The sequence below is a fragment of the Pseudoalteromonas sp. DSM 26666 genome (genome assembly GCF_900116475.1).
Classification (GTDB): domain Bacteria; phylum Pseudomonadota; class Gammaproteobacteria; order Enterobacterales; family Alteromonadaceae; genus Pseudoalteromonas; species Pseudoalteromonas tetraodonis.
This window is the reverse complement of sequence record NZ_FPAR01000003.1, coordinates 412,071-433,867: the sequence shown is the minus strand read 5'-3', so window position 1 is coordinate 433,867 and position 21,797 is coordinate 412,071. Positions and strand designations below refer to the sequence as shown.

Sequence of the window (21,797 nt, the reverse complement as noted above, 5' to 3'; positions counted from 1 at the left end):
CTCAACATACCCCAACAAGAACCCAAATTAGCTCTTGTGACGCTATCCGTTAAGTTAATCGTAATTGAAGACTATTTTCGCTGATCTTGGCTTTATAAACAATCAATGGTTGGTTATTAACGGATCTTTTTTAAGTTTGGTGTTTTCAGCGATTATTAACAATAACGCTATAAATTGCCCACTAACTTAACACCAAGCTTGAGTAATGGTTCTGTAAATCATATTATTGTTCGATTACATGGAGGATTTGATGTTGGGTAATGAAAACCAGTAAGCTAAGTATTCGATTATTATGGTATATAACTCCACTGGTTATACTGCCGTTGTTATTTTTAGGTGGGTTTACGCTCACTAATGTAACTAACTCTACGCAAAAACAAGCTGACTTGATCATGAGTCGCTTTGTAGAGCAACAACAGCAAAAAGTATTTAACTATATAGACTCTTTTCATGCAACGGCTAAGTTACTCTCTGCCTCACCGGTACTAAGTGACTTTTTAGCTAAAGATTTATTTGAAGACGCCAGCTATACCTATCGCCTTGGCGCGTTAATGGATGTATTTGCCAGTTACAGTGAAGCCTACCCTGATATTATTAGTATTAATTTAGTCTCAAAAACCGGTGAAAGTGATGCCTATTACTCCAGTAATTTAACTGTCGCGCCAAAGTCTTATCCGTTTTTTGACCAAGTCATACAAAGCAATTTAAGCCAGCAGCAGTTTATGGTGCAAAAAGAAGATGGCACCACCAACTTATATTTTGTGCAACGCATATACAGCGTTGACTACTATTTAAAACGCCCACAACAACTTGGTTTTATTGTCCTTAAGGTCGAACCTTCGATTTTAAACACCAGTATTTTAGAAGCCCCTTATAACAACACCTTAAATTTACTGCTCGCCAATGATGGTAAAATTTTATTTAGCTCTGATTACAAAATGCGTGGCCACTATGTTAGTGAGTATGAACTTAATAAAATTAATGACCTAGCTGATATTGGCAGCTTATCAACCATTGAGCTTTCGAGCGTTGATAAAATAGAACGATTGATTTTCGCAGCCCAAATGAGTGGCGGCTACTATTATGTGTCGACCATTCCTAAAGCGGTACTGTATCAATCAGGTAAAGCAATTAGTGTCATCACTGGGCTAATTGTAATTATTTCTGTGATCACCCTACCGATCTTAATATTTATTGTGGTGCGCAATTTACTGCTTAACCCAATTGAATTACTAGGTGAAGCAAGTCATCGCGTTGGTGATGGCGACCTCTCAGTCACACTGCCTGCTTATACAACCGATGAGGTAGGCATACTGTTTAACGACTTTAATCACATGATTAACCAAATTAAGCACTATCAAGAGCAGCTAGAAGAATATAAGCATCACTTAGAAGACAAAGTAGAGAGCCGTACTAAGGCACTAGAATCAATGAATAGTAAGCTTGAAACAGCCATCGCTCAAGCAGAGCAAGCAAACCAGCTTAAGAGCCGTTTTTTAGCCAATATGAGTCATGAAATTCGCACTCCGCTCACTGCTATTATGGGTTTTACCGAGCAACTACTGCATAACGATAAGAAAACAAACGATAAACATCATTTAGGCACTATTCTTCGTAATTCAAAACATTTATTAGAGCTTATTAATAACATCCTCGATTTATCAAAAATTGAAGCCGAAAAACTCGCTGTTGAGCAAACACCATTAAATGTTGTGCAGCTTATTCATGATGTTGAATCAATCATTAAACCTTTAGCACAAGAGAAACAGCTTTCATTTACAATTAATTATTCGCTACCATTACCACATACCATAAATAGTGACGTTACTCGTTTAAAACAAATACTGATTAATATTGCCAGTAACGCAGTTAAATTTACTGAGCAAGGCCAAGTAACAATTACGGCAAAATTTCAAGCACCAAAAATTCTTACATTTATAGTTGAAGACACCGGTATAGGCATGTCGGCAAACCAAATAAGTCGATTATTTACGCCATTTGAACAAGCTGATGCCACAACCACACGCCGATTTGGTGGTACAGGATTAGGGCTATGTATTTCAAAAAATTTGGCTCAGCTGCTCGGTGGCGATGTCAGCGTCACCAGTGAAGTGGGTGTGGGTAGTTGTTTTACTATCGATATAGATTGTCATTTAGGTAATGGGCTTAGTAGTAACCTGCTTTTGACTGAACACTCTCAGCTATCACCCGAAAAAGACCCGCAACTTTCTTTTGCAACCAATAACTTTGATGCGCATATTTTAGTGGCAGAAGATAACCCCGATAATCAGTTGCTGATAAAATTACTCCTTCAAACATGGGGGTTAGAGCCTGATATAGCCAATAATGGCGCACAAGCAGTAGAAATGGCACTAGTGAACGACTATCAGCTTATAATCATGGATATGCAAATGCCGGTTATGGGCGGCTTAGAAGCAACTAAAATGCTCAGAGATGCCGCCTACGATGGCCCAATTATCGCCCTGACCGCAAATGTCATGAACCATGATATAGATACTTACCTTGAAGCAGGCTGTAACAAAGCGCTTGGTAAACCCATTGATAAAGACGCACTAGAAAATGTATTAGTCAGCTATTTACACCTTGAACGCGATAATCAAAATAAGTGGGATAGCTTATTAAAAAGTGAGAAATTTCAGCAAATAAATGCTAATTATTTAGCAAGTTTACCTGATTACTTAAAGCAGATAAAAACCCTTTATAACAACCAAGATTGCGAAACACTACGCGCACTTGCCCACAGTATTAAGGGCAGTGCTGGTTGTTTTAACTTTGATGATATTTACCATAGCGCATCAGCGCTTGAGCAAAGTTTAAAAGGCAATGATATGACTCAAAGAGAAAAACGCGTTGTAGAACTCATTACAGCAATAGAACAAGCCATCGCTAATAAGTAATCATTAAAAATTTAAACCCAGTGCCATGCCCATTAAAATCGCATCTTCAAAGCCGTTTTTATTTGGCGCATCGCTGGGGTAATAATTTTTACGTACTGACATTTCAATAAAGCCCGCACGCTCATACAAAGCAATCGCCCGCGTATTAGACTCTCTCACTTCTAAAAATAAGTTTTCGGCACTGTGTTGCTCGCCGTACGCTATAAACTGCGTTAATAACTGCTTAGCAAATCCTTGTCCCTGAAAGCTCGGGGCGACACAAATATCCATTAAGGTAAAATCGGGCCCTGCTTTTTCACCAATGTAAAAGCCTATCATTTGCTCGTCATCGAACGCAGCTAAATTAAAATAGCGCCCCTGCAAACACGACTGCATTGTTTTTAACGTCCAAGGGTGTGTATGACAGACATTTTCAATGGCCATCAGCTCATTGATATTCTCATCGGTAACCGACTTAAAGTGTATCAAGGTGTTCACTCATTAAAGCCCATAACGAACGTTTTTGCGCACAGGTTAGGTTAGAATCAGGCAGGCCTAATTGTTGCTCACTAAACTCAATGGTTGATGATTTAACAATTGAGTTTATTGTTACAGGCGCAAAGGCACGCTCAATATCATCTTTTAATGTATCACAAAGTATTAACGATGAAGTCGCTGACAACTCAGCTTGAGCTGGGCGAAAGTGTTGATTAAGTTCAAGCTTTTCTATACCAAAAACAAATGCGTAACGTGAATGCATAACAACTCGATGGATTAGTAAGATGAATAATATAGGAAGTAATCAAAACGATGTAAAGAAGAAATGGCAGGGGCGGAGAGATTCGAACTCCCAACCGTCGGTTTTGGAGACCGCTGTTCTACCAATTGGAACTACGCCCCTGCAATGACGATGAATTATAAAGACCTTTTGACAAAGGTAAAGTAAAAAATCAACTTTTTGGTTTGTTTGCTTTTTAAATAAACAAAACGGCGAATTAGCATGCTAATTTATGATTTTTCACTTTTTAACAACCACTCTCACTAGCTTATAGTGTCTTAGCTAACACAGTGTAAAACTAAAATAGATACTCTGACTTCAAATTAGCCATAGAGTAATTACCAGTAAACACTTAAACTTTAATTACTTTTAACTTCTTCAGCTCTTCTGTAATATTTAAAAGTGTTAATGGCTTAGGTAAAACCGCATTCGCGCCGCACGAAATTAAGCGTTCAGCTTCACTGCCAACCGTGGCAGCTGTTACACCAATAATAGGATTAGCAAAGCCTTGCTCACGAAGTTTAGTAGTTAGTTCGTAGCCATCACAATTTGGCATCATGATATCTGTAATGACTAAATCAAAATCGCCTGTGCCTGCCTGATTTAAACCAATAATACCATCCTCTGCCTCAGTCACTATCGCGCCATTTTGGCTAAGGATCTTACTAGCTACCATGCGCAAAATTGGTGTATCTTCGACTAATAGTATTTTTAGGTTTTGTAGTAATTCGAAATCATCTGTTAATAATGAAGTTGCATCATCCTCATCAACACTATGTAAAACAAAGGTAAGCTCAAAATTAGCGCCACCGTTTTTGCTACTAATATAGTTTAAATCCCCCTCTTCCAAAGTGTTAGCTATTTGCTTGCAGATATTAAGCCCAAGTCCAGTGCCTTCACTCAATGTCTCGCCACGCTCAAATGCATTAAACATCTTATCTCGAAACTTGGCATCTATACCTTTACCATCATCAATAACATTAATACAATAATGGGTTTTATCATGACTTAAAGATTCGGTTGATTTAATTACAGTGACTGTGCTGCCACCACTATGTAATATGGCATTCTTAATTAAGTTCTGAATAATTTGGAAGATAGCTTTAGTGGAGCCTATATGATGCTCTGTAACTGCTCTTTTTGCTGAGAAGTTAATAATAAAATTATACTTTTCGGCTAAAGGCTTTACTCCTTCAATCGCCCGTTCAACAGTATCATGAACCGATATAGTTTCATTATTTTTGTACATGCCTAACGAAGTACTATTAGAGGACGTCTTCATATCATCTAATACACACAGTAAGTGACTTGATAACCGCTGCACCTCTAAAATATTTTTCGAACAGTTTTGTTCAAGCTCAATATCTATCAGCATTTTTATGGTTGCAGCGGGTGTTCGCAACTCATGCCCAATGACCCCGTATATTCGTTCGTTGGTATCTAATTGCGATTGAGTTTTATCGACTAGGGCTTGATAACTATTAAGAAAATAATAAACTAAGATGGAAAGAACGATACTGCTAAACACAATGCGCACCACTATCGCTGTGGTTTGGGGCTCAGCATTGGCAAGTAACATTAATGGCGCAATATTTAAGATGCAAATGCAGATAATACGCGTTTTGCTCTTTAAGACGAGCACTAATACTACCACAAAAAGCGGCGCTAGACTTACCGGGATAACGCCATTAACCAAAATAAGAAAAGGAAAAGCCAACGTAATCAAAATAGCCAATAGCGTTAATAAGCGTTGTCGAATTTTTTTAAAGGCAATAGCGCTTAATGTGCATAACTCCCACACACCAATTATCACTAGTGATAATATATTATTCTGCAGCTCAAGTATAAGTAAGCTAGTTGCAGTTAACAATCCACCCACACACAATAACCAAAGGATGAAAAGTTGCATTTGCTCTTCGAACCTATTAACCGTTGATGTATCAGTTATCACAAAAAACCTCACTACCCTTATATCAAGTTATGCTTCAATAAATAGCTATAGGAGACGTAGGATGGTATTTAACAATTTCCTCCTCCAATAAACAGCGTATTTTTGCTTGCTTGTCCATGTTATCAATATGGAGCTCTAAGCATTACAGTAGAAAAGCAAAGCATTAATAAAACGCTTTTATTCTTACCTGTGTTAACACATTCATTTTATTAATTTGTAGCTAGTTTCAGCGAAAGGGCTTACATCGTACACTGCAAATAAGGATAAAATTATGATCTCATACCTGAGTTGTTTGTTTTCATTTATATTATAGATACGTTTTCGAATTTAGCCGTACTTTTTACAGTGTCTACAAAGCGCAGCGCTACAAGGACAGTTTACCGAGCTTATTCAATGCCATTAAGGTTTCGATTGATATGCTTATGCACCCTACTGTGTCATTGTATTAATAAAGTTCTGCTTGGTGGTTTTAAATTAGGTGGGTTTATAATTGGGCGATGGTTAAAAAATTAATCTCCATATAAAAAAGCAAGCCATTAATAAAATAATGGCTTGCAGCATAGGATTATTCCCACTCGATAGTGGCAGGTGGTTTTCCTGAAATATCGTAAACAACGCGTGAGATACCGTCGATTTCGTTAATGATACGGTTAGAAACCACACCTAAAAACTCATACGGTAAATGTGACCAACGCGCAGTCATAAAGTCGATGGTTTCAACACAACGAAGTGAAACAACCCAATCGTACTTACGCGCATCGCCCATAACCCCTACCGACTTAACCGGTAAGAATACAGTAAACGCTTGGCTTACTTTATGATAAAGCTCTGCTTTGTGAAGCTCTTCAATGAAGATAGCATCTGCGCGGCGAAGTAAATCACAGTACTCTTTTTTGATTTCGCCAAGTACACGCACACCTAAACCTGGCCCTGGGAATGGGTGACGGTAAAGCATATCGTACGGTAAACCTAGCTCTAAACCAATTTTACGTACTTCATCTTTAAATAACTCACGTAATGGCTCTACTAAGCCCATTTGCATGTCATCTGGTAAACCGCCCACATTATGATGCGATTTAATCACGTGTGCTTTACCAGTCGCTGATGCCGCTGATTCGATTACGTCAGGGTAAATTGTACCTTGGCCTAACCATTTCGCGTTTTTAAGCTTTTTAGCTTGCTCATCAAATACATTAATAAACGTGTGGCCAATAGCTTTACGCTTATCTTCAGGATCTGATTTACCTGCTAAGTCATTTAAAAATTGATCTTCGGCATCTACTTTAACAATGTTTAAACCAAACTTATTGCCAAACATGTCCATTACTTGCTGGCCTTCGTTTAAACGAAGTAAACCGTTATCAACAAATACACAGGTTAGGCGCTCACCAATAGCACGGTGAATAAGCATAGCCACAACCGATGAATCTACACCGCCTGATAAGCCTAAAATAACTTCGTCGTCGCCAACGGTTTCTTTGATACGCTCAATAGCATCATCAATGATTTTTGCTGGCGTCCATAATTTTTCACAACCACAAATATCAATAGCAAAACGCTCTAGTAAACGTTGACCTTGATGTGTGTGCGTTACTTCTGGGTGAAATTGTACACCGTAAAAGCGCTTTTCTTCGTTAGACATTGCAGCATGCGGGCAGGTAGATGTTTTAGCAGTGGTTTTAAACGTATCTGGAATTTCCATTACTTTATCGCCGTGGCTCATCCACACATCTAGTACGCCATTGCCGCCATCAATAATATGATCTTCAATGGCATCAAATAATGCACAGTTACCCACTTTTTCAACTTGTGCGTAACCAAATTCTTTTTTATCTGAGCTATGTACACGGCCGCCAAGCTGCGTTGCCATAGTTTGCATGCCGTAACAAATACCAAGTACTGGAACGCCTGCATTAAATACATACTCAGGAGCACGCGGGCTATTTTCAAGCGTGGTTGATTCTGGGCCACCAGAAAGGATAATACCTTGTGGGTTAAACTCGCGAATTTGCTCTTCGGTTACATCCCAAGCCCAAAGCTCACAATAAACACCAATTTCGCGCACGCGACGGGCGATTAACTGCGTGTATTGTGAACCAAAATCTAAAATGAGGATTCGTGAATCGTGAATGTCTTTGCTCATGAAGTATCTCGTAAAGTCAGGTGCTAAACGCCACCAGCTTAAGCTGTGTGACTATATTAGGGCTAACAAAGGTTAGCCCACTTTTTTCAAGTTGTTAAAGGCTGATTAGCCTAAACGGTAGTTCGGTGCTTCTTTAGTGATTTGCACATCATGAACATGCGACTCACCCATACCAGCAGAAGTTACACGTACAAACTGTGGTTTAGTGTTTAGCTCTTCGATTGTGGCACAACCGGTTAAGCCCATTGCACTGCGAAGACCACCCACTTGTTGGTGAATAATGGTCGCAATTGGCCCTTTATAAGCAACACGACCTTCAATGCCTTCTGGTACTAACTTGTCAGCTTGGTTTGATTTTTGGAAGTAGCGATCCGATGACCCTTCTTTTTGATCCATCGCACCTAAGCTACCCATACCACGGTAAGACTTGTAGTAACGACCTTGATAAAGCTCCACTTCACCTGGTGCCTCTTCAGTACCCGCGAGCATAGAGCCAACCATTACACACGATGCACCCGCAACCAATGCTTTTACAATATCACCAGAAAAACGAATACCACCATCGGCAATCACTGGAATATCGCGGCCTTTAAGGCCTTCAACCGCATCAGAAATAGCTGTTATTTGTGGTACACCACAACCGGTAACAATACGTGTAGTACAAATAGAACCTGGACCGATACCTACTTTAACAGCATCAACACCGGCATCTGCAAGGGCAATAGCACCTTCGGCAGTTGCCACGTTACCCGCAACAATTTGTAAATCAGGGTAAGCTTGACGAGTCGCTGCAACACGGTCAATAACACCTTGTGAGTGACCATGAGAAGTATCGATTAGTAGTACATCAACACCGGCTTCAACTAATGCAGCAATACGTTCATCAGTACCTGCGCCAACACCTACCGCAGCACCTACACGTAAACGACCTTGCTCGTCTTTACACGCGTCTGGTTTGTCTTGTGCTTTTTGGTAATCTTTTACGGTGATCATGCCTTTAAGTTTAAACGCATCATCAACCACAAGAATCTTCTCAATGCGGTGTTCGTGCATTAAGCTTAAGATATCTTCGCGAGCCGTTCCCTCTTTAACCGTTACTAGGTTTTCTTTTTTCGTCATCACTGTTGAAACCGGCTGTTCAAGCTTAGTTTCAAAGCGCATATCACGACTAGTTACAATACCTACAAGGTTATTTTCGCTATCGGTGACCGGAAAACCTGAGAATCCCTTTTCCTGAGACAGCTCAACGGCATCTGCAATTGTCAGATCGGCCGTTACTGTAACAGGGTATGAAACAATACCTGCTTCATAGGTTTTAACTTTACGAACATTTTTCGCTTGTTCTGCAATGGTCATGTTTTTATGAATAAAACCAAGACCACCTTCCTGCGCGAGGGCAATAGCTAAACGAGCTTCTGTAACAGTATCCATAGATGCTGAAATGAGCGGCAAGTTAAGTTTGATACCACGCGTTAAGCGAGTTGAAATATTTGCCGTATGTGGCAAAACAGTAGAATGACCAGGTACTAAAAGTACGTCATCAAAGGTAAGAGCTTCTTTAGCGATTCTAAGCATTTTGGCAACTTCTCACATGTGGATCTAAGATAAGGAATTGCGGCCAAATTTTAACAGCGTTGTAGGCACTAGTAAATAATATTTTGTATTTATTTATGATAAGCTAGATTTATAAATGTTTTTTGGTAGTTTTTATGTTTTCTAAGCCCTCGCAAACGGTTTATACCGTATCTCGCCTTAATCGTGAAATACGTGCCTTACTTGAACAAGGTTTTGCGTCTTTAGTACTCACTGGTGAAATTTCTAACTTTATTGCGCCTGCTTCTGGGCATTGGTATTTTTCGTTAAAAGACGATAAAGCGCAAATTAAAGCCGCCATGTGGCGAGGCAATAATCGCAACCAAAGTTACCGACCAATTAACGGCGCACAAGTAACCGTTAAAGCACGTGTATCTTTGTACGAACCCCGTGGTGACTACCAGCTTATTGTTGAACATATGGAGCCTGCCGGCGAAGGGCAACTTAAGCAAGAGTTTGACGCGCTAAAAATGCGTTTGGCTGCAGAGGGCTTATTTAGCTCCGCTTATAAAAAACCCCTGCCCCAAAACATAAATCGCATAGGGGTGATCACCTCACCTACAGGCGCCGCAATTAAAGATATTTTAACTGTTTTAAAGCGTCGTGCGCCGCAATTAGAAGTGGTTATTTACCCTGCGATGGTGCAAGGCAAAGAAGCGCATGGCCATTTAATCAAGCAAATAGAGCTGGCAAATTTACGTAATGAAGTCGACGTTATCATACTCGGGCGCGGCGGTGGTTCATTAGAAGATTTATGGTGCTTTAACCATGAACAACTTGCTCGTGCTATTTATCAAAGCTCGCTGCCAATTGTGAGCGCTGTTGGCCATGAAATAGATACCACAATTAGCGATTATGTCGCTGATGTCCGCGCAGCAACTCCTTCTGCAGCCGCAGAGCTCGTAAGCCCCAATACACAAGAGCTGCATAATAGGGTTAATCAGTTAATTAGTCGTTTAGCGAATGCATTTAAACACGACATTGCCGATAAACGTGCACTGGCAACTCAGCTACAGCATCGCTTAGATTTGTGCCACCCGCGCAATCAGCTAAACCAAAAATCACAACGCTTAGATGAGTTGAGTATTGCACTGCAACAGGCAATGCGTCAGCGTTTATATCAACAAGAACGCGTGTTAGCTAATTTAACACCCAGACTAATGCGCCAATCACCAGATAAAAAGCTAGCAAATGCAAACCATCAGTTAGCACAGCTCCATGCAAGGCTAAATCAAGCGATGCAGCAGCAACTACAACACGCAAATAATACGCTTGCCTTACAAGCAAGTCGGCTTGATTCGGTCAGCCCCCTTAATGTCCTAGCACGTGGTTATAGCATTACTAAAACAGCGCAAAATAAAGTGGTTAAATCAGTGGAAGATGTAAAAGTGGGTGATGTGTTGATCACTGAGTTAGTAGATGGCCAGGTTATTTCAAAGGTAGAAGCTTAGCCATATTGCTAAGCGCTAGCCTTGCGTACTTACGGTAAACTCAATACGGGCATCGTTAGATTGAGATGCACTGAGTTTAAATTGCTGCCACCAAGGTTCAAGGTGAAGTTTATCGTTTAGCTCGCGCCATAATTTAGCTCCATAATTAACGGCATGTTGATTTATGGTAAGCTCAAACTTACAAATTGTTTGCTTACACTTTAGCGCTGTAAGCTCAGCGCTATCTGCAAACTCATTAATAATTAAAAAGTCAGTTAACGCGACTTCAAGCTCGTAACTCCATTCGAGATTATCAGCCTCTTGCTCAAACTGTATTGCGAGCTCATCATCAAGCTCTACACTTTCTAATTGATTTAACTTTAGCTGTTGTTGAGACTGCTTAAGCTGGATTGATTTTTTTTCAAGCCGCTGATTAAGCTCAACCACATGTTGTGCTAGCTGAGTTTGTTGATCAGCCGCTTGGGCTTTATTGACCTGCACTAGGCCTTGCAAAGTAGTTGGCTGATTATTGACTTGAGTGTTAGCCGAAGAGATTACAGCTTGTTTGGGCGCTGAGGAAACACGAGTGGAATCTTTAAAAAACAAAAAGTAACCACTTGCTAACGCCACGCCTGAAGAAAAACAGAGCAGCATAGCCACAAAGTTACTTTTATATATCATTTCTAGGTACTCAAAAATTAAAGCATTGCACTGGTGTGCGATTCGTTTTCTGGCTCGGGATATTCTAAAAAGTTTTGGTTCATACTTTCTGCCGGGCACTCACAATCAGGGCGACCAATAATTTTTGCAGGTACGCCAACAGCAGTTGTGTGAGGCGGCACAGGGCTTAATACCACTGAACCTGCGCCAATACGTGCGCCCTCACCCACTTCAATGTTACCCAGTACTTTAGCGCCCGCGCCAATAAGTACGCCCGCTCTGATTTTAGGGTGGCGATCGCCTTGCTCGTTACCCGTACCACCTAACGTAACCGATTGTAATATAGATACATTATCTTCAATTACGGCGGTTTCACCTATAACAATACCGGTGGCATGGTCAAACATGATGCCTTGGCCTACTTTACAAGCAGGGTGAATATCAACCCCAAACACCTCTGAGGTACGACTTTGAATAAAGCGCGCAAGCTCTTTACGGTTTTGTTGCCATAAGCAGTTAGCTAATCGGTGTGCTTGTATCGCATGAAACCCTTTTAAATTTAAAATCACAGTAAGGTAGGTTTCGGCGGCAGGGTCACGATCTTTTACTGCTTTAATATCATGAGCAACATGTGTCAGCATGCGGTCACACTTTACAAAAGCTTGGTCAAACAGCTCACGGATTGTAAAAGCAGAAACCACAGCATCAGCTAGCTTGTTAGCAACAATAAAACTCAATGCCGACCCTAAGCACTCATGATTTAAAATACACGAATACACATGGCTCGCTAAAAGGGGTTCACGAGTTACTACTTCATTTGCTTCACTACGAAGCTGTTGCCAAATTTCATGACGCATAATACTGCCTTAAGTTATTACAAAGAGCCTACCGCCAATTCTAACGGATTTAGGCGCCTAGGTGTTAATCCCTTCGTTATTTGTTCTGGTTATTATATATAACTAGTTAAATTTCATTTTTAGACTACTTTTTCAAAGCCATACTATATGACAGCTAGGCAGGTTTGACCATTTGTGCAAAAATAAAATAAGTTAATAAAAATCAATAAATAACAATATATGACAGCACGTGTGTCATGTGCCAAAATAGCCACTGGCGTTCTGCTGACGGCGTAAAAAATAATAATAAACGCTAAATTAGCATCATCAACTAAACAAGGATAACGATGATGAAAAACGACATATTAAATACAAAAAAATTAGGCTATAAATTTTACTTTCAAGATGGCGATAACCAAATAGCCTGTTTTGGAAGCTACTTTACAGGTAAAGAAGAAATCTATATTAACGATGACTTAGTTAGCAGCAGACGCAGCGTTAATATAAAAAGCTCACACACATTTGATTTTGAAAATTCGCAGTACCAAGTGAAATTTGACATGCTCAATATACTGACAGGACGACTTGAATGCACTCTTTACAAAGATCAAGAAGTGCTTGCCAAGCAAGTTCAAAGTAGTCTTCCTAGCGATCCTAAAAAAGCAGCTTTATTTATTCTAGGCTGTGCATTAGGTGGTGCAGTATTTGGCTATACCACTGCAGCAGTAATGGAACTATTTGTAGGGAAACTTTAACATGCAATTAAACCCTACAACGGTAAAGTCGCTTAGGCACACATTCGATTGGACACAACAACAGCTTGCCGATGCCTGCGATGTAAGCTTGCGAACCATTCAACGAGTAGAAAAAGAAGGTGCAGCCTCAAAAGAAACCACCATGGCCTTATGTGCGGTATTTGAAGTACGCCAAGGTGAGCTTATTAAGCTTGATGAAAACAACCAAAATGATGCCAATAACAGTCCATCTAAAAGTTTTATTGCAGGTTTGATTATTAGCTCTGTTATTAGTTTTGCTCTTGGTGCAGCCTCAGTACTTTTAGTAAGTAACTAGTATTTACAACCTAAAATATAAAAATGCCCCAATGCTTACTGCACAGGGGCATTTTTTAATACTTAAAAACTTAAATTATTGAAATACTTTATCCACCTTTACTACTTCAATATTTTTTGCAGGAATTGCCAGTTTATAATCAGCAATTACCTTATCTTCAGCCACTAACTCGGCAGGCTTATCGGTGTTATACACCATAGGCGAGGTTTGCATAGTTGCTAAACGTTTTTGCATATCTTCACCATCACCGGTAACAAACACATAGTGAATATTCTCAGTTTGTAGGTTATCTTTAATCACTCGATTTACATCGTCAACAGTCAATGTTTTCAGTTTGCTTGTGACGTAGTTTACAAAACTATCGGTGTTATAAAACTCGCTATCTAGCGCATAACCTAACTGACGATTTTGACTAGCAACCATTTGTGGCACAAAGTTAATTAAAAAGTTACGTGTGGCTTCAAAATCAGCCTCAGTCATGCCATTTTTAATTAGCTTATCTAGCTCAAATAATGCGGTACGGGTAGCAAAATGCGCATCGTTGTTTGAGCGCAGTGGACGCAGCCACACCTGGAATATTTGCTCCGAGCGCCCTAAGTTTGCATCCGGTTTAGTTTGAAACATACCTCTAGGGAAGTATTCAATATAGGCGTAATCACCGTAATTCATACCACGCGTTTGACGAATACGTTCGTACAAGTAACTGTTAGAACTGCGATGCTCACCAAAGTACGAACGCACTAGCCACAATGCGGTCCAGTCTTCGCTGCTACGAATGGTATCAATAGGGAACCCGAACGACACAGCCGTTGATTGCGCTGACTTTTCAACAATCGTTGCATGATGACCTTTAAGCTCTGGCGCATCAGGGATTGTTAAGCGGCTTTGTTCGCCTTTAGGGAGTGTCGCTAAGTCAGCTAACATTTGTGCTTTAAGTTTTGTAGGGACTGCACCAATTAAACCCACAGTAAGTTTAGCTTGTGTAAGCTCAGCATTATAAAACGCTTTAACATCATCAAGGGTCAGCGCTTCTAAATCTGATAAGTCACCGTAGTTATAGCTTTCATAAGGGTGGCCTTTATAAAGCACACTGTAGAGCACTTCTTTACCTAACTCTTCGTCGTTAGAAGCTTTTAAACCCGATTTAATGCCATCGATCATTTCTTTTTTCAGACGCTTAAAGTCATCTTCTCTAAAGCCTGGGTTTAGCAGCTGCTCACTCACTAAGGCATACCACTGAGCTGCATTATCTTTATGAATACGCCCTTGGAACGACAGCATTTCTTTATCTATTTGATAACCAAAGCTACCCGCCAGCGGGTACATTGCCTTTTTAATATCTTTGTAACTCATTGAGGTTGAGCCACCTTGCGCCAGCATTGCGGCAGTCAGTGCCGCCACGCCTTTTTTACCCTGCGGATCGGCAGCGGCACCGGTATTAAATAATAAGTTAATATCGATTAACGGCGAGCTATTAGTTTTATCCAGCACTTTAAAGATAGGCTTACTCGGTACTTGCTGATACTTAGCTACCAAGGCATCTAAGTCGCTTTCTTGTTCAAAACCTGGGGCTTTATCAAGTGCCGACATAGTAATTGTGGTGCGAGCATTATCAACAAAGTACTTATTGGCAACGGCTCTAATATCTTCGCTAGTGATATTGTCTGCCGATTTATACAGTTGGTTAATTACCTCAGGATCGCGCTCAAAATGCATATAGCTGGCAAGTGTAGAGGCAATTGCTTGCGACGAATCTAAACCATTTATAAAGCTGTATTTAAGGTTAGACTTTAAATCGCTAAGTTTTTGGCTATCAACCAACTCGGTACGCGCTTTGGCATACGTACGATTAATGGCATCACGCACTGTGGCTAAATCATCGGCATTTTCTACTTTTACAAATACATGCAGTAACCCTGGATCTTTAGTTTCAGGGTTATAGGTAAACATTTGACTCGCGATTTGTTTTTCTACTACCAGCTCTTGGTAAATATCTGAATTGCTCGAAAAATAAAGCTGCGACAGTAAATCTAATGCGGCTCTGTCTTTTTTCTGAGGCTCCCATGCAGCCCCTTTATACGACACAAGTAACCAATGGCCAGGTAATCCCTCGTTTTGCTCATGCACATATTTTGGCGCTTGCTGAGTTGGCTCTTTTGGAATATCAGCAACATAGTCGCCTTTTTGCCAATTACCCCAGTGTTTTTTAACCATCGCCATGGTCTCTTTTGGATCAACATCACCAACAATCACAAGCGATACATATTCAGGCTTATAAAACTTATCAAAAAACTCTTTACCGTAGGCCATTTGATCTGGCATAGCTTCAATGTCTTCAAAAAAGCCCATTGTAGTGTGTTTATAGGTATGTTTTTCGAACGCTTCTTGGCGTACCGCACTTAATAATTTACGAATTGGACTGGCGTTATTTTTTAAGTACTCGCCTTTAACGGTAAGCGCTTCCGTTCTAAATTGTTCTTCGGTGTAGCTTAAGTTTTGAAAAATATCCGCTTCAATCTCAAGTACTTTATCAAGATGTTGCTTTGAAAAATTTAAGTGGTAGTTAGTGTAATCGTTAGTTGTGTAGGCGCGGTTATCAACCCCTGAATTTTTTAGAATATCTGAATACACATCTTGCGGAAACTTTTCAGAGCCTTTAAACATCATGTGTTCAAAAAAGTGAGCAAAACCAGTTTTACCCGCTTCCACTTCATTACGCGAGCCAACAGATACAGGTATTTGTAGCGATACTACATCTGGGTAATCGGTTTTAACTACCATCACACGTAGGCCGTTATCTAGCTCTTCTATTAGGTAATCTTGTGAAAAAACACGCTCATCTGCTTTATTAACTTGTTCTTGTTGAGCTGCTATTTGCGTGTTTTGACTTTGCTGCGTAGCACAACCTGTTAAGGCCAGCGATACCGCTAGGCTAGTTGCCAATAATTTAAATTTCATTGTTATCCCTTTTTAAATTGAGCAATTTTTAAAACATTTACCAAACTAAGTATGCCGTAAAGTAATTAAATATAAGAGCCTTAAGCCTATTAATTATGTAAACAACTGTGTCAGTTATTTAATTTAACTATGAAAATAATTCACGTTAGTTGAGAAACTTTCAACAAAATAAATCTATCTAGACGTCTAAATGGCTGCTATATTAAATCCATCATCACAAATTAAGCTGGAATGAGGATTATGGCTTTATCACTTCAAGAAAAAATACAGGACACCAACCAAGGTGTTTACCTAATTGGCACAACACCGCCAAAAATTGGGACTGATAAAGCGCAATTAAAAGTCATTGCCGAAAAGTTATTAGGCCGTTTACACGAAATTGAATATGACGGTGTGATTATTTATGACATTCAAGATGAAAGCAGCCGTACAGAGCAAGCGCGTCCATTTGCATTTAAGCAAACAGTTGATCCGCGCGAGTACAGTCAACTCTTACGAGGCTTATCTGATCTTGATGTAATTACTTATAAAAGTGTAGCTCAGCGCGGTGTGAGTGAGTTTAAAGCGTGGTTAGATGAAACTAAAAATGACTACGATTTAAAAAACGTGGTGTTAGTGGGCAGCCCATCATCAGCAGGTGATATAAAGCTGAGCTTACCGATTGCCTACAAAACACTGGCAGAGCAGTCTGAAGACTTCTTTTTAGGTGGTGTCACTATTGCTGAGCGCCATGCCAATAAGCGCAACGAGCACCAACGCTTAATAGAAAAAACAGCTCAAGGATGCCAGTTTTTTATCTCTCAAGCAGTGTACAACGCACAAGCAACCATAGATTTAATAACCAGTTATGCGCGCACATGCAAAGCACAAGGCCTGACACCTAATCGGATTATATTAACCTTTACGCCTTGTGGTGGTGAAAAAACCTTAGAGTTTATGCAATGGCTAGGCATCTCAGTGCCAGAGGCAACTAAATGGCGCATGCTTGATTCGGAAAATACACTAAGCGAATCAGTGCGTATTTGTCGCGAAAACCTCGACTCAATTTTAAAAAGCTGTGCTCACTTAGGTGTACCGCTGGGTTTAAATATTGAAAGCTTAACCAACCGTAAAGAAGAAATTGACGCGTCAATTAACTTATACCGTTTACTAAAAGCAATAATGGAACTCAACCTTGCGGAGAAACTAATAGCTTAATTGCGGGGTTCGGGGTTCGGGGTTCGGGCAAAAATAATAAGCGACATAGAATAAGCCAGTTCAAGTAGTTAGCTTCGTTTATTTTAATAAGTACTAACTTAATCTATCAGGTTTAAACTGTAGGACTTTATCAAAGCTGAATTTCGGCAAAGTGCCATGAGCGGATGAAAAGTGAATTTGAAAGCCTGTTGGGTGGCGCCTTCGGCTTAACCAACCTACATTTTGACGTAGGTCGGATAAGTGGCGGAGCCACGCCATCCGACAAAAATGATGAATTTACCAGAAACAATCTAATTTACCACGTTAGCGATATATATAACTGTTATAGCGCTTGAACTCAAACAGAACAACAATATTGATATGCTTTTCCACTTCCACAAAAACATTTTGTTAGCACTTTCCCTGTGTTTAGATCTTTTAGCATTATGCAGTTGCCACTTTCATCAACAGGTCCTTGATGCGATTTCCAAAGCGTACATGAAAAACCATCCAGCTTTGCAAGCAATTCAGGAGGTGGAGTTGGATTAGCAATAATGACTTCACAAGAAGGTGAAATTTTGGATATTAAGTGATCTATTTCGGGTTGATCACAGTCAAAATACGATACTCCGATAATTATGCAATGTGTACAATCTTTTAAATTTTCCTGAAAATTCCTACTAACTTCCTCAACCCACTGAAAGTTGATGTACTTATTATTTTCATTCGGAACGATGCATAATGGCTGAGTCCTCGGGTAAAGCAATTCATTAATGCTCAATCGATAAATAGGAGTATCATTCAAATCAATACGTCCGTTCAACGGATATTTTACAGGGATTTTTATTCCTAGTATTTCAAAATCCACACTACCATGCGGTTTGCAGAGAGGTATACCACTCCCATGACCATTCACTTGGCATGAGTCATAAGGTAATTGAAGTTGATCTAAGCATTTCTCAAGCAGTAAATCATAATTAAGAGAGAAAGCACCTATAATATTATCGCGATGTTTTTTCATCCATTGAAACCATGACCAGTCCGTATCAAACTGAAGAACTTGTTCAACCGCTAGATGAGAAAAGGCTATCGTAAGATAATGTCTTGCTTCAATAAAACATTGTAATTGATCAATTTTGTGACTTTTGCAGTATTCTTTATTTTGTAAGTATTCGAACACTTCAAAATCGTTTTCATATTCCCTAATATTTTTTAGTGCATTAAGATTAGGCAGTAGATCTATTAAAAGGTCTTCTGATGTCGGGCACTTTATGTCCCAATCTAAAAAAGATTGTGTATTCCATTTACTTTGCAATCCTGAATGATATCCAAAACTCATGGAGAAACCATTTCCAATAACTAATGCAATTTTGGGTGACACTTCAATCTCCTTACCTCAATTTTGGGTTGCGCTATAACAACTTTATCAGAGGACACTTTCCCTTTTTTAGCGCGAAGGCGCCCTTATTTTGTGAGCTTAAACTAATAGCAAAAAGTATAAGTGATTGCCAGCTATAAATATTATGCTTTCCGATATTTATATAAGTATGTAAAAAAGAAGAAAGTTGCCTCTTATTCTTACTAAGTTGATGACAACTCCTCTGAATAACCGCTTATCGCTCTTAGCTGCCTGTTAGGTGAAGCCCTAAGCTTTTATTTACGTCTTCTATTTGGCGCTCTTTGCCCTGTAATACGTTTTTTATCGCGATCTTTACGCGCTTTGTTAGTGTTTTTGCGGTTATCTTTAGGTGGCTTATTTAAATCAGGTTCATAGCCTTCAAGCCATTGTGGTGTTAAGCGGGTATCAAGCAGCACTTCAATTTCTTCAAGCAGCCATTGCTCATCAAGGCTCACTAGCGACATAGCAAGCCCTTGCTCGCCAGCACGCCCTGTACGGCCAATACGGTGTACATAATCTTCAGCTATGTATGGCAATTCAAAGTTAATTACATATTTAAGTGCCGGTATGTCTAAACCGCGCGCGGCTACATCGGTGGCCACTAAAACACGCGTACTGCCCTCTTTAAAGTTTTGTAATGCGCGATCGCGAGCACCTTGTGATTTATCACCATGAATAGATTCGGTTTTTAAACCATCTTTACACATTTCTTTGGCAAGTTTATCGGCCATTTGTTTAGTGCGGGTGAATATAAGCACTTGTCGCCAGTTTTTCATGCCAATCATGTGCGATACCAGCTCACGCTTTCTGTCTTCATCTACTGCGTAAATAACTTGTTCAACCTCTACAGCAGCAGAGTTGCGCTTATCAACTTCAATAAGCTCTGGGTCTTTAAGTAATTTTTTACTCAGCTCAAATACACTGTCATCAAAGGTCGCGGAAAACAGTAAGGTTTGACGATCGCCTGGGATATGACGCAGTATTCGTCTAATTTCGTCAATAAAGCCCATATCGAGCATACGGTCTGCTTCATCAAATACTAAAGAGTCCACGCTTGAAAGCACCACACTGCCCTTCACTATGTGATCAAGTAAGCGCCCTGGCGTTGCCACTATTACTTGCGCTGTTTTAAGTGCTTTGATTTGTGGACCAATACTTGCGCCACCATAAGCAAGTGCACCTTTTATATCTGTACCTTGTGCGTATTTTTCAAAGCTTGCAAATACTTGCTGAGCAAGCTCCCTAGTGGGCGTTAAAATAACCACACGAGCAATGCCTGGTTCGTCTTTTTTAGCGGAATTTAAAAGCTTATGTAATAGCGGCAAAACAAAAGCGGCAGTTTTACCGGTGCCAGTTTGAGCGCTGCCCATAACGTCTTTGCCCGCTAAAATTGGCGGTATCGTTTTGTGCTGAATGGCGGTAGGCGTAGTGTAATTATTTTGCTCTATTGCCGTTAATAGTAACGGGTCTAGGGCTAGTGATGAGAACGATGTGGCAGACATAAGCTTGGCTTTAAAATAACAAAGAACGCTATTATACCTGAGCTTTAGTAATAAAAAAGGCGCTAAATAGCGCCTATATAAAATGAAGTATTTAAGCTGGTTTTAATGTGGCTTTACGTTCATTATAAAATGCAATTAAATCATCTACGGTGCTTTGACAGTATTCACGAATACCCGATACCACCATGTGTTTTTCACCAAAACCCACCTTTTCGCCGTTTTCGAGTAAATTAAAGCGCAAGGTTATTTTGCCGCGTTTACCAGCGTATTCAAAGCTAGGCTCTGCAAACTCAAGGGTGGGTGATTTAATATCAATGTTATTAAGGTTAATTATCATTGATTCATAAATAATCATAGGCCGCGCAGGGTTTATCATTACCTCTTGCTTGCCCATTAAAGGAATAATTACATGCGGGAACGCAGCACCTGAGAACTCAACATAATTTTTTATTAAACTGTTTGTAAGTGTTGGGCATTTACTGGTTTTACCGTCGCGTTTAACCTTTAAAATTACTTTTTCGCCATGGTTTACATCAAACTCTTCTCCAGGTTGTTCTGGAAAATTTAGCTTGGTATTTTCATCAACCATACCGGCAAAGGTAAACTCCATTCGCTCACTAATGCCATAGCGGTCTAACACTAGAGAAAAAAGTAAGTCTCCTGGTGCGCAAAACTTTTTAGCGTCTTTATCATGAAGCGGGTTGTAGTCGTCGGCTACACATTTAGCAAAGCGACAACCTTGCTCACGAGAAATTGAAACATAATCAGCATGCTGCTGATAGTAAGGACTTAACATAGTGTGTTCACTGCTTAAACTGCTTATAACCTAGCTATACTACCAGAAAAAAAATCTTGAGAGGTCGAATCTGTTTAATAAAGGCGAAAAATGATAATTTGCAACTCGCTAATTAACTAAGTAAATTAGGCAAATACGAGTTTAAGGGATTAACTAATGAAGTATTTTTCTTTATTAATATGCGCGGTTTCATTATTAACTGGCTGTAATAACATTACTTACACAACCAATATCGACGACGAGGTTTTATCAGAACACGTTTCAAGCCACATTAAAAAACGTGGTCTAGAGCAATTTTACAGTGTTCAGGACGCTCTCGATAGAGGTGCAAGCCCCCTTGGTGGAATAAAAGGCGAAAGCTGCGATGTATCAGATGATACGCGAACATCCTCAATTAGCTATAACCGTTTGAAATCACAAGCTATAGAATCCCTTAAAAACGATGTGCTTTATTTAGGTGGCAATGCATTTACACTGGAGCAATGCCAATCAGTATCCCGCTACAATTGTGATTTAGCCGTTACTTGTACCGGACAAGCCTATAATTATTAATAGCTCAAAATTATCTAATTGAGACTATAACGCTATGTGATTCGTTTTCTCTCAT

At 39.8% G+C, this 21,797-nt stretch carries 17 protein-coding genes and 1 tRNA gene; 6 read left to right on the top strand and 12 right to left on the bottom strand.

Going from position 1 to position 21,797, the window contains the following annotated elements; all coding sequences use genetic code 11:
- Positions 1–260: 260 nt before the first annotated feature.
- Positions 261–2,918 carry an ATP-binding protein gene (locus BM380_RS08135; protein WP_090493904.1) on the top strand — a complete coding sequence of 886 codons (2,658 nt, stop codon included), beginning with the start codon at positions 261–263 and terminating at the stop codon, positions 2,916–2,918.
- A gap of 3 nt (positions 2,919–2,921) precedes the next feature.
- Here the strand turns inward: BM380_RS08135 and rimI are convergent, their stop codons facing one another.
- The 6 genes from rimI to guaB all read right to left on the bottom strand — a co-directional run bounded on the left by rimI (position 2,922) and on the right by guaB (position 9,344).
- Complete coding sequence (gene rimI, locus BM380_RS08130; RefSeq protein WP_175527457.1) at positions 2,922–3,386, bottom strand: ribosomal protein S18-alanine N-acetyltransferase; 465 nt, start codon at positions 3,384–3,386, stop codon at positions 2,922–2,924.
- The gene (locus BM380_RS08125) at positions 3,373–3,657 is read right to left on the bottom strand and encodes a hypothetical protein (RefSeq protein WP_090493902.1); all 285 of its coding nucleotides are present in this window, start codon (positions 3,655–3,657) and stop codon (positions 3,373–3,375) included. The genes rimI and BM380_RS08125 overlap by 14 nt, the downstream gene beginning before the upstream one ends.
- A gap of 64 nt (positions 3,658–3,721) precedes the next feature.
- A tRNA-Trp gene (locus tag BM380_RS08120) sits at positions 3,722–3,798 on the bottom strand.
- 229 nt (positions 3,799–4,027) lie between these two features.
- Positions 4,028–5,554 (bottom strand): response regulator, encoded by a 1,527-nt coding sequence (locus BM380_RS08115; protein WP_254772061.1) that lies wholly within the window; start codon positions 5,552–5,554, stop codon positions 4,028–4,030.
- Positions 5,555–6,191: 637 nt separating this feature from the next.
- The gene (gene guaA, locus BM380_RS08110; protein WP_090493900.1) at positions 6,192–7,769 is read right to left on the bottom strand and encodes a glutamine-hydrolyzing GMP synthase; all 1,578 of its coding nucleotides are present in this window, start codon (positions 7,767–7,769) and stop codon (positions 6,192–6,194) included.
- A 105-nt stretch (positions 7,770–7,874) separates the two neighbouring features.
- Entirely contained in the window at positions 7,875–9,344 is a 1,470-nt protein-coding gene (guaB, locus tag BM380_RS08105) for an IMP dehydrogenase (protein WP_008110278.1), read from the bottom strand.
- Positions 9,345–9,478: 134 nt separating this feature from the next.
- Here guaB and xseA point away from each other — a divergent pair, with 134 nt between their 5' ends.
- Positions 9,479–10,813 (top strand): exodeoxyribonuclease VII large subunit, encoded by a 1,335-nt coding sequence (gene xseA, locus BM380_RS08100; protein WP_090493898.1) that lies wholly within the window; start codon positions 9,479–9,481, stop codon positions 10,811–10,813.
- Between the two features lie 15 nt (positions 10,814–10,828).
- On the opposite strand, the gene BM380_RS08095 is transcribed toward xseA, so the two are convergent.
- Complete coding sequence (locus BM380_RS08095; RefSeq protein ID WP_090493896.1) at positions 10,829–11,473, bottom strand: hypothetical protein; 645 nt, start codon at positions 11,471–11,473, stop codon at positions 10,829–10,831.
- 17 nt (positions 11,474–11,490) lie between these two features.
- Positions 11,491–12,309 carry a serine O-acetyltransferase gene (cysE, locus tag BM380_RS08090; protein WP_010387694.1) on the bottom strand — a complete coding sequence of 273 codons (819 nt, stop codon included), beginning with the start codon at positions 12,307–12,309 and terminating at the stop codon, positions 11,491–11,493.
- Positions 12,310–12,635: 326 nt separating this feature from the next.
- Between cysE and BM380_RS08085 the strand changes: the two genes are divergently transcribed.
- Entirely contained in the window at positions 12,636–13,043 is a 408-nt protein-coding gene (locus tag BM380_RS08085) for a hypothetical protein (RefSeq protein WP_090493894.1), read from the top strand.
- 1 nt (position 13,044) lies between these two features.
- Positions 13,045–13,359 carry a helix-turn-helix transcriptional regulator gene (locus BM380_RS08080; protein WP_013465706.1) on the top strand — a complete coding sequence of 105 codons (315 nt, stop codon included), beginning with the start codon at positions 13,045–13,047 and terminating at the stop codon, positions 13,357–13,359.
- 75 nt (positions 13,360–13,434) lie between these two features.
- On the opposite strand, the gene BM380_RS08075 is transcribed toward BM380_RS08080, so the two are convergent.
- Positions 13,435–16,317, bottom strand: coding sequence for a M16 family metallopeptidase (locus BM380_RS08075; RefSeq protein ID WP_090493892.1), 2,883 nt, complete (start codon positions 16,315–16,317; stop codon positions 13,435–13,437).
- A 240-nt stretch (positions 16,318–16,557) separates the two neighbouring features.
- Between BM380_RS08075 and BM380_RS08070 the strand changes: the two genes are divergently transcribed.
- Entirely contained in the window at positions 16,558–17,514 is a 957-nt protein-coding gene (locus BM380_RS08070) for a methylenetetrahydrofolate reductase (RefSeq protein ID WP_090493890.1), read from the top strand.
- A gap of 337 nt (positions 17,515–17,851) precedes the next feature.
- Here the strand turns inward: BM380_RS08070 and BM380_RS08065 are convergent, their stop codons facing one another.
- The 3 genes from BM380_RS08065 to BM380_RS08055 form a co-directional block, all read right to left on the bottom strand.
- The gene (locus BM380_RS08065; protein WP_090493888.1) at positions 17,852–18,874 is read right to left on the bottom strand and encodes a hypothetical protein; all 1,023 of its coding nucleotides are present in this window, start codon (positions 18,872–18,874) and stop codon (positions 17,852–17,854) included.
- 272 nt (positions 18,875–19,146) lie between these two features.
- Complete coding sequence (locus BM380_RS08060) at positions 19,147–20,394, bottom strand: DEAD/DEAH box helicase (protein ID WP_069440166.1); 1,248 nt, start codon at positions 20,392–20,394, stop codon at positions 19,147–19,149.
- A 91-nt stretch (positions 20,395–20,485) separates the two neighbouring features.
- A complete protein-coding gene (locus tag BM380_RS08055; RefSeq protein ID WP_016900441.1) occupies positions 20,486–21,190 on the bottom strand; it encodes a DUF3581 domain-containing protein in 705 nt (234 codons plus the stop codon).
- A gap of 156 nt (positions 21,191–21,346) precedes the next feature.
- On the opposite strand from BM380_RS08055, the gene BM380_RS08050 reads away from it, so the two are divergent.
- Positions 21,347–21,742, top strand: a complete 396-nt coding sequence (locus tag BM380_RS08050; RefSeq protein ID WP_036956565.1) for a hypothetical protein — start codon at positions 21,347–21,349, stop codon at positions 21,740–21,742.
- The last annotated feature ends 55 nt before the right edge of the window (positions 21,743–21,797 follow it).

Bases quoted from the DNA above. Each gene is read 5' to 3' on its own strand.
- BM380_RS08135 (WP_090493904.1), top strand. From the start codon at position 261: ATGAAAACCAGTAAGCTAAGTATTCGATTATTATGGTATATAACTCCA.
- BM380_RS08125 (WP_090493902.1), bottom strand. From the start codon at position 3,657: ATGCATTCACGTTACGCATTTGTTTTTGGTATAGAAAAGCTTGAACTT.
- guaA (WP_090493900.1), bottom strand. From the start codon at position 7,769: ATGAGCAAAGACATTCACGATTCACGAATCCTCATTTTAGATTTTGGT.
- guaB (WP_008110278.1), bottom strand. From the start codon at position 9,344: ATGCTTAGAATCGCTAAAGAAGCTCTTACCTTTGATGACGTACTTTTA.
- xseA (WP_090493898.1), top strand. From the start codon at position 9,479: ATGTTTTCTAAGCCCTCGCAAACGGTTTATACCGTATCTCGCCTTAAT.
- BM380_RS08095 (WP_090493896.1), bottom strand. From the start codon at position 11,473: ATGATATATAAAAGTAACTTTGTGGCTATGCTGCTCTGTTTTTCTTCA.
- cysE (WP_010387694.1), bottom strand. From the start codon at position 12,309: ATGCGTCATGAAATTTGGCAACAGCTTCGTAGTGAAGCAAATGAAGTA.
- BM380_RS08085 (WP_090493894.1), top strand. From the start codon at position 12,636: ATGATGAAAAACGACATATTAAATACAAAAAAATTAGGCTATAAATTT.
- BM380_RS08080 (WP_013465706.1), top strand. From the start codon at position 13,045: ATGCAATTAAACCCTACAACGGTAAAGTCGCTTAGGCACACATTCGAT.
- BM380_RS08075 (WP_090493892.1), bottom strand. From the start codon at position 16,317: ATGAAATTTAAATTATTGGCAACTAGCCTAGCGGTATCGCTGGCCTTA.
- BM380_RS08070 (WP_090493890.1), top strand. From the start codon at position 16,558: ATGGCTTTATCACTTCAAGAAAAAATACAGGACACCAACCAAGGTGTT.
- BM380_RS08060 (WP_069440166.1), bottom strand. From the start codon at position 20,394: ATGTCTGCCACATCGTTCTCATCACTAGCCCTAGACCCGTTACTATTA.
- BM380_RS08055 (WP_016900441.1), bottom strand. From the start codon at position 21,190: ATGTTAAGTCCTTACTATCAGCAGCATGCTGATTATGTTTCAATTTCT.
- BM380_RS08050 (WP_036956565.1), top strand. From the start codon at position 21,347: ATGAAGTATTTTTCTTTATTAATATGCGCGGTTTCATTATTAACTGGC.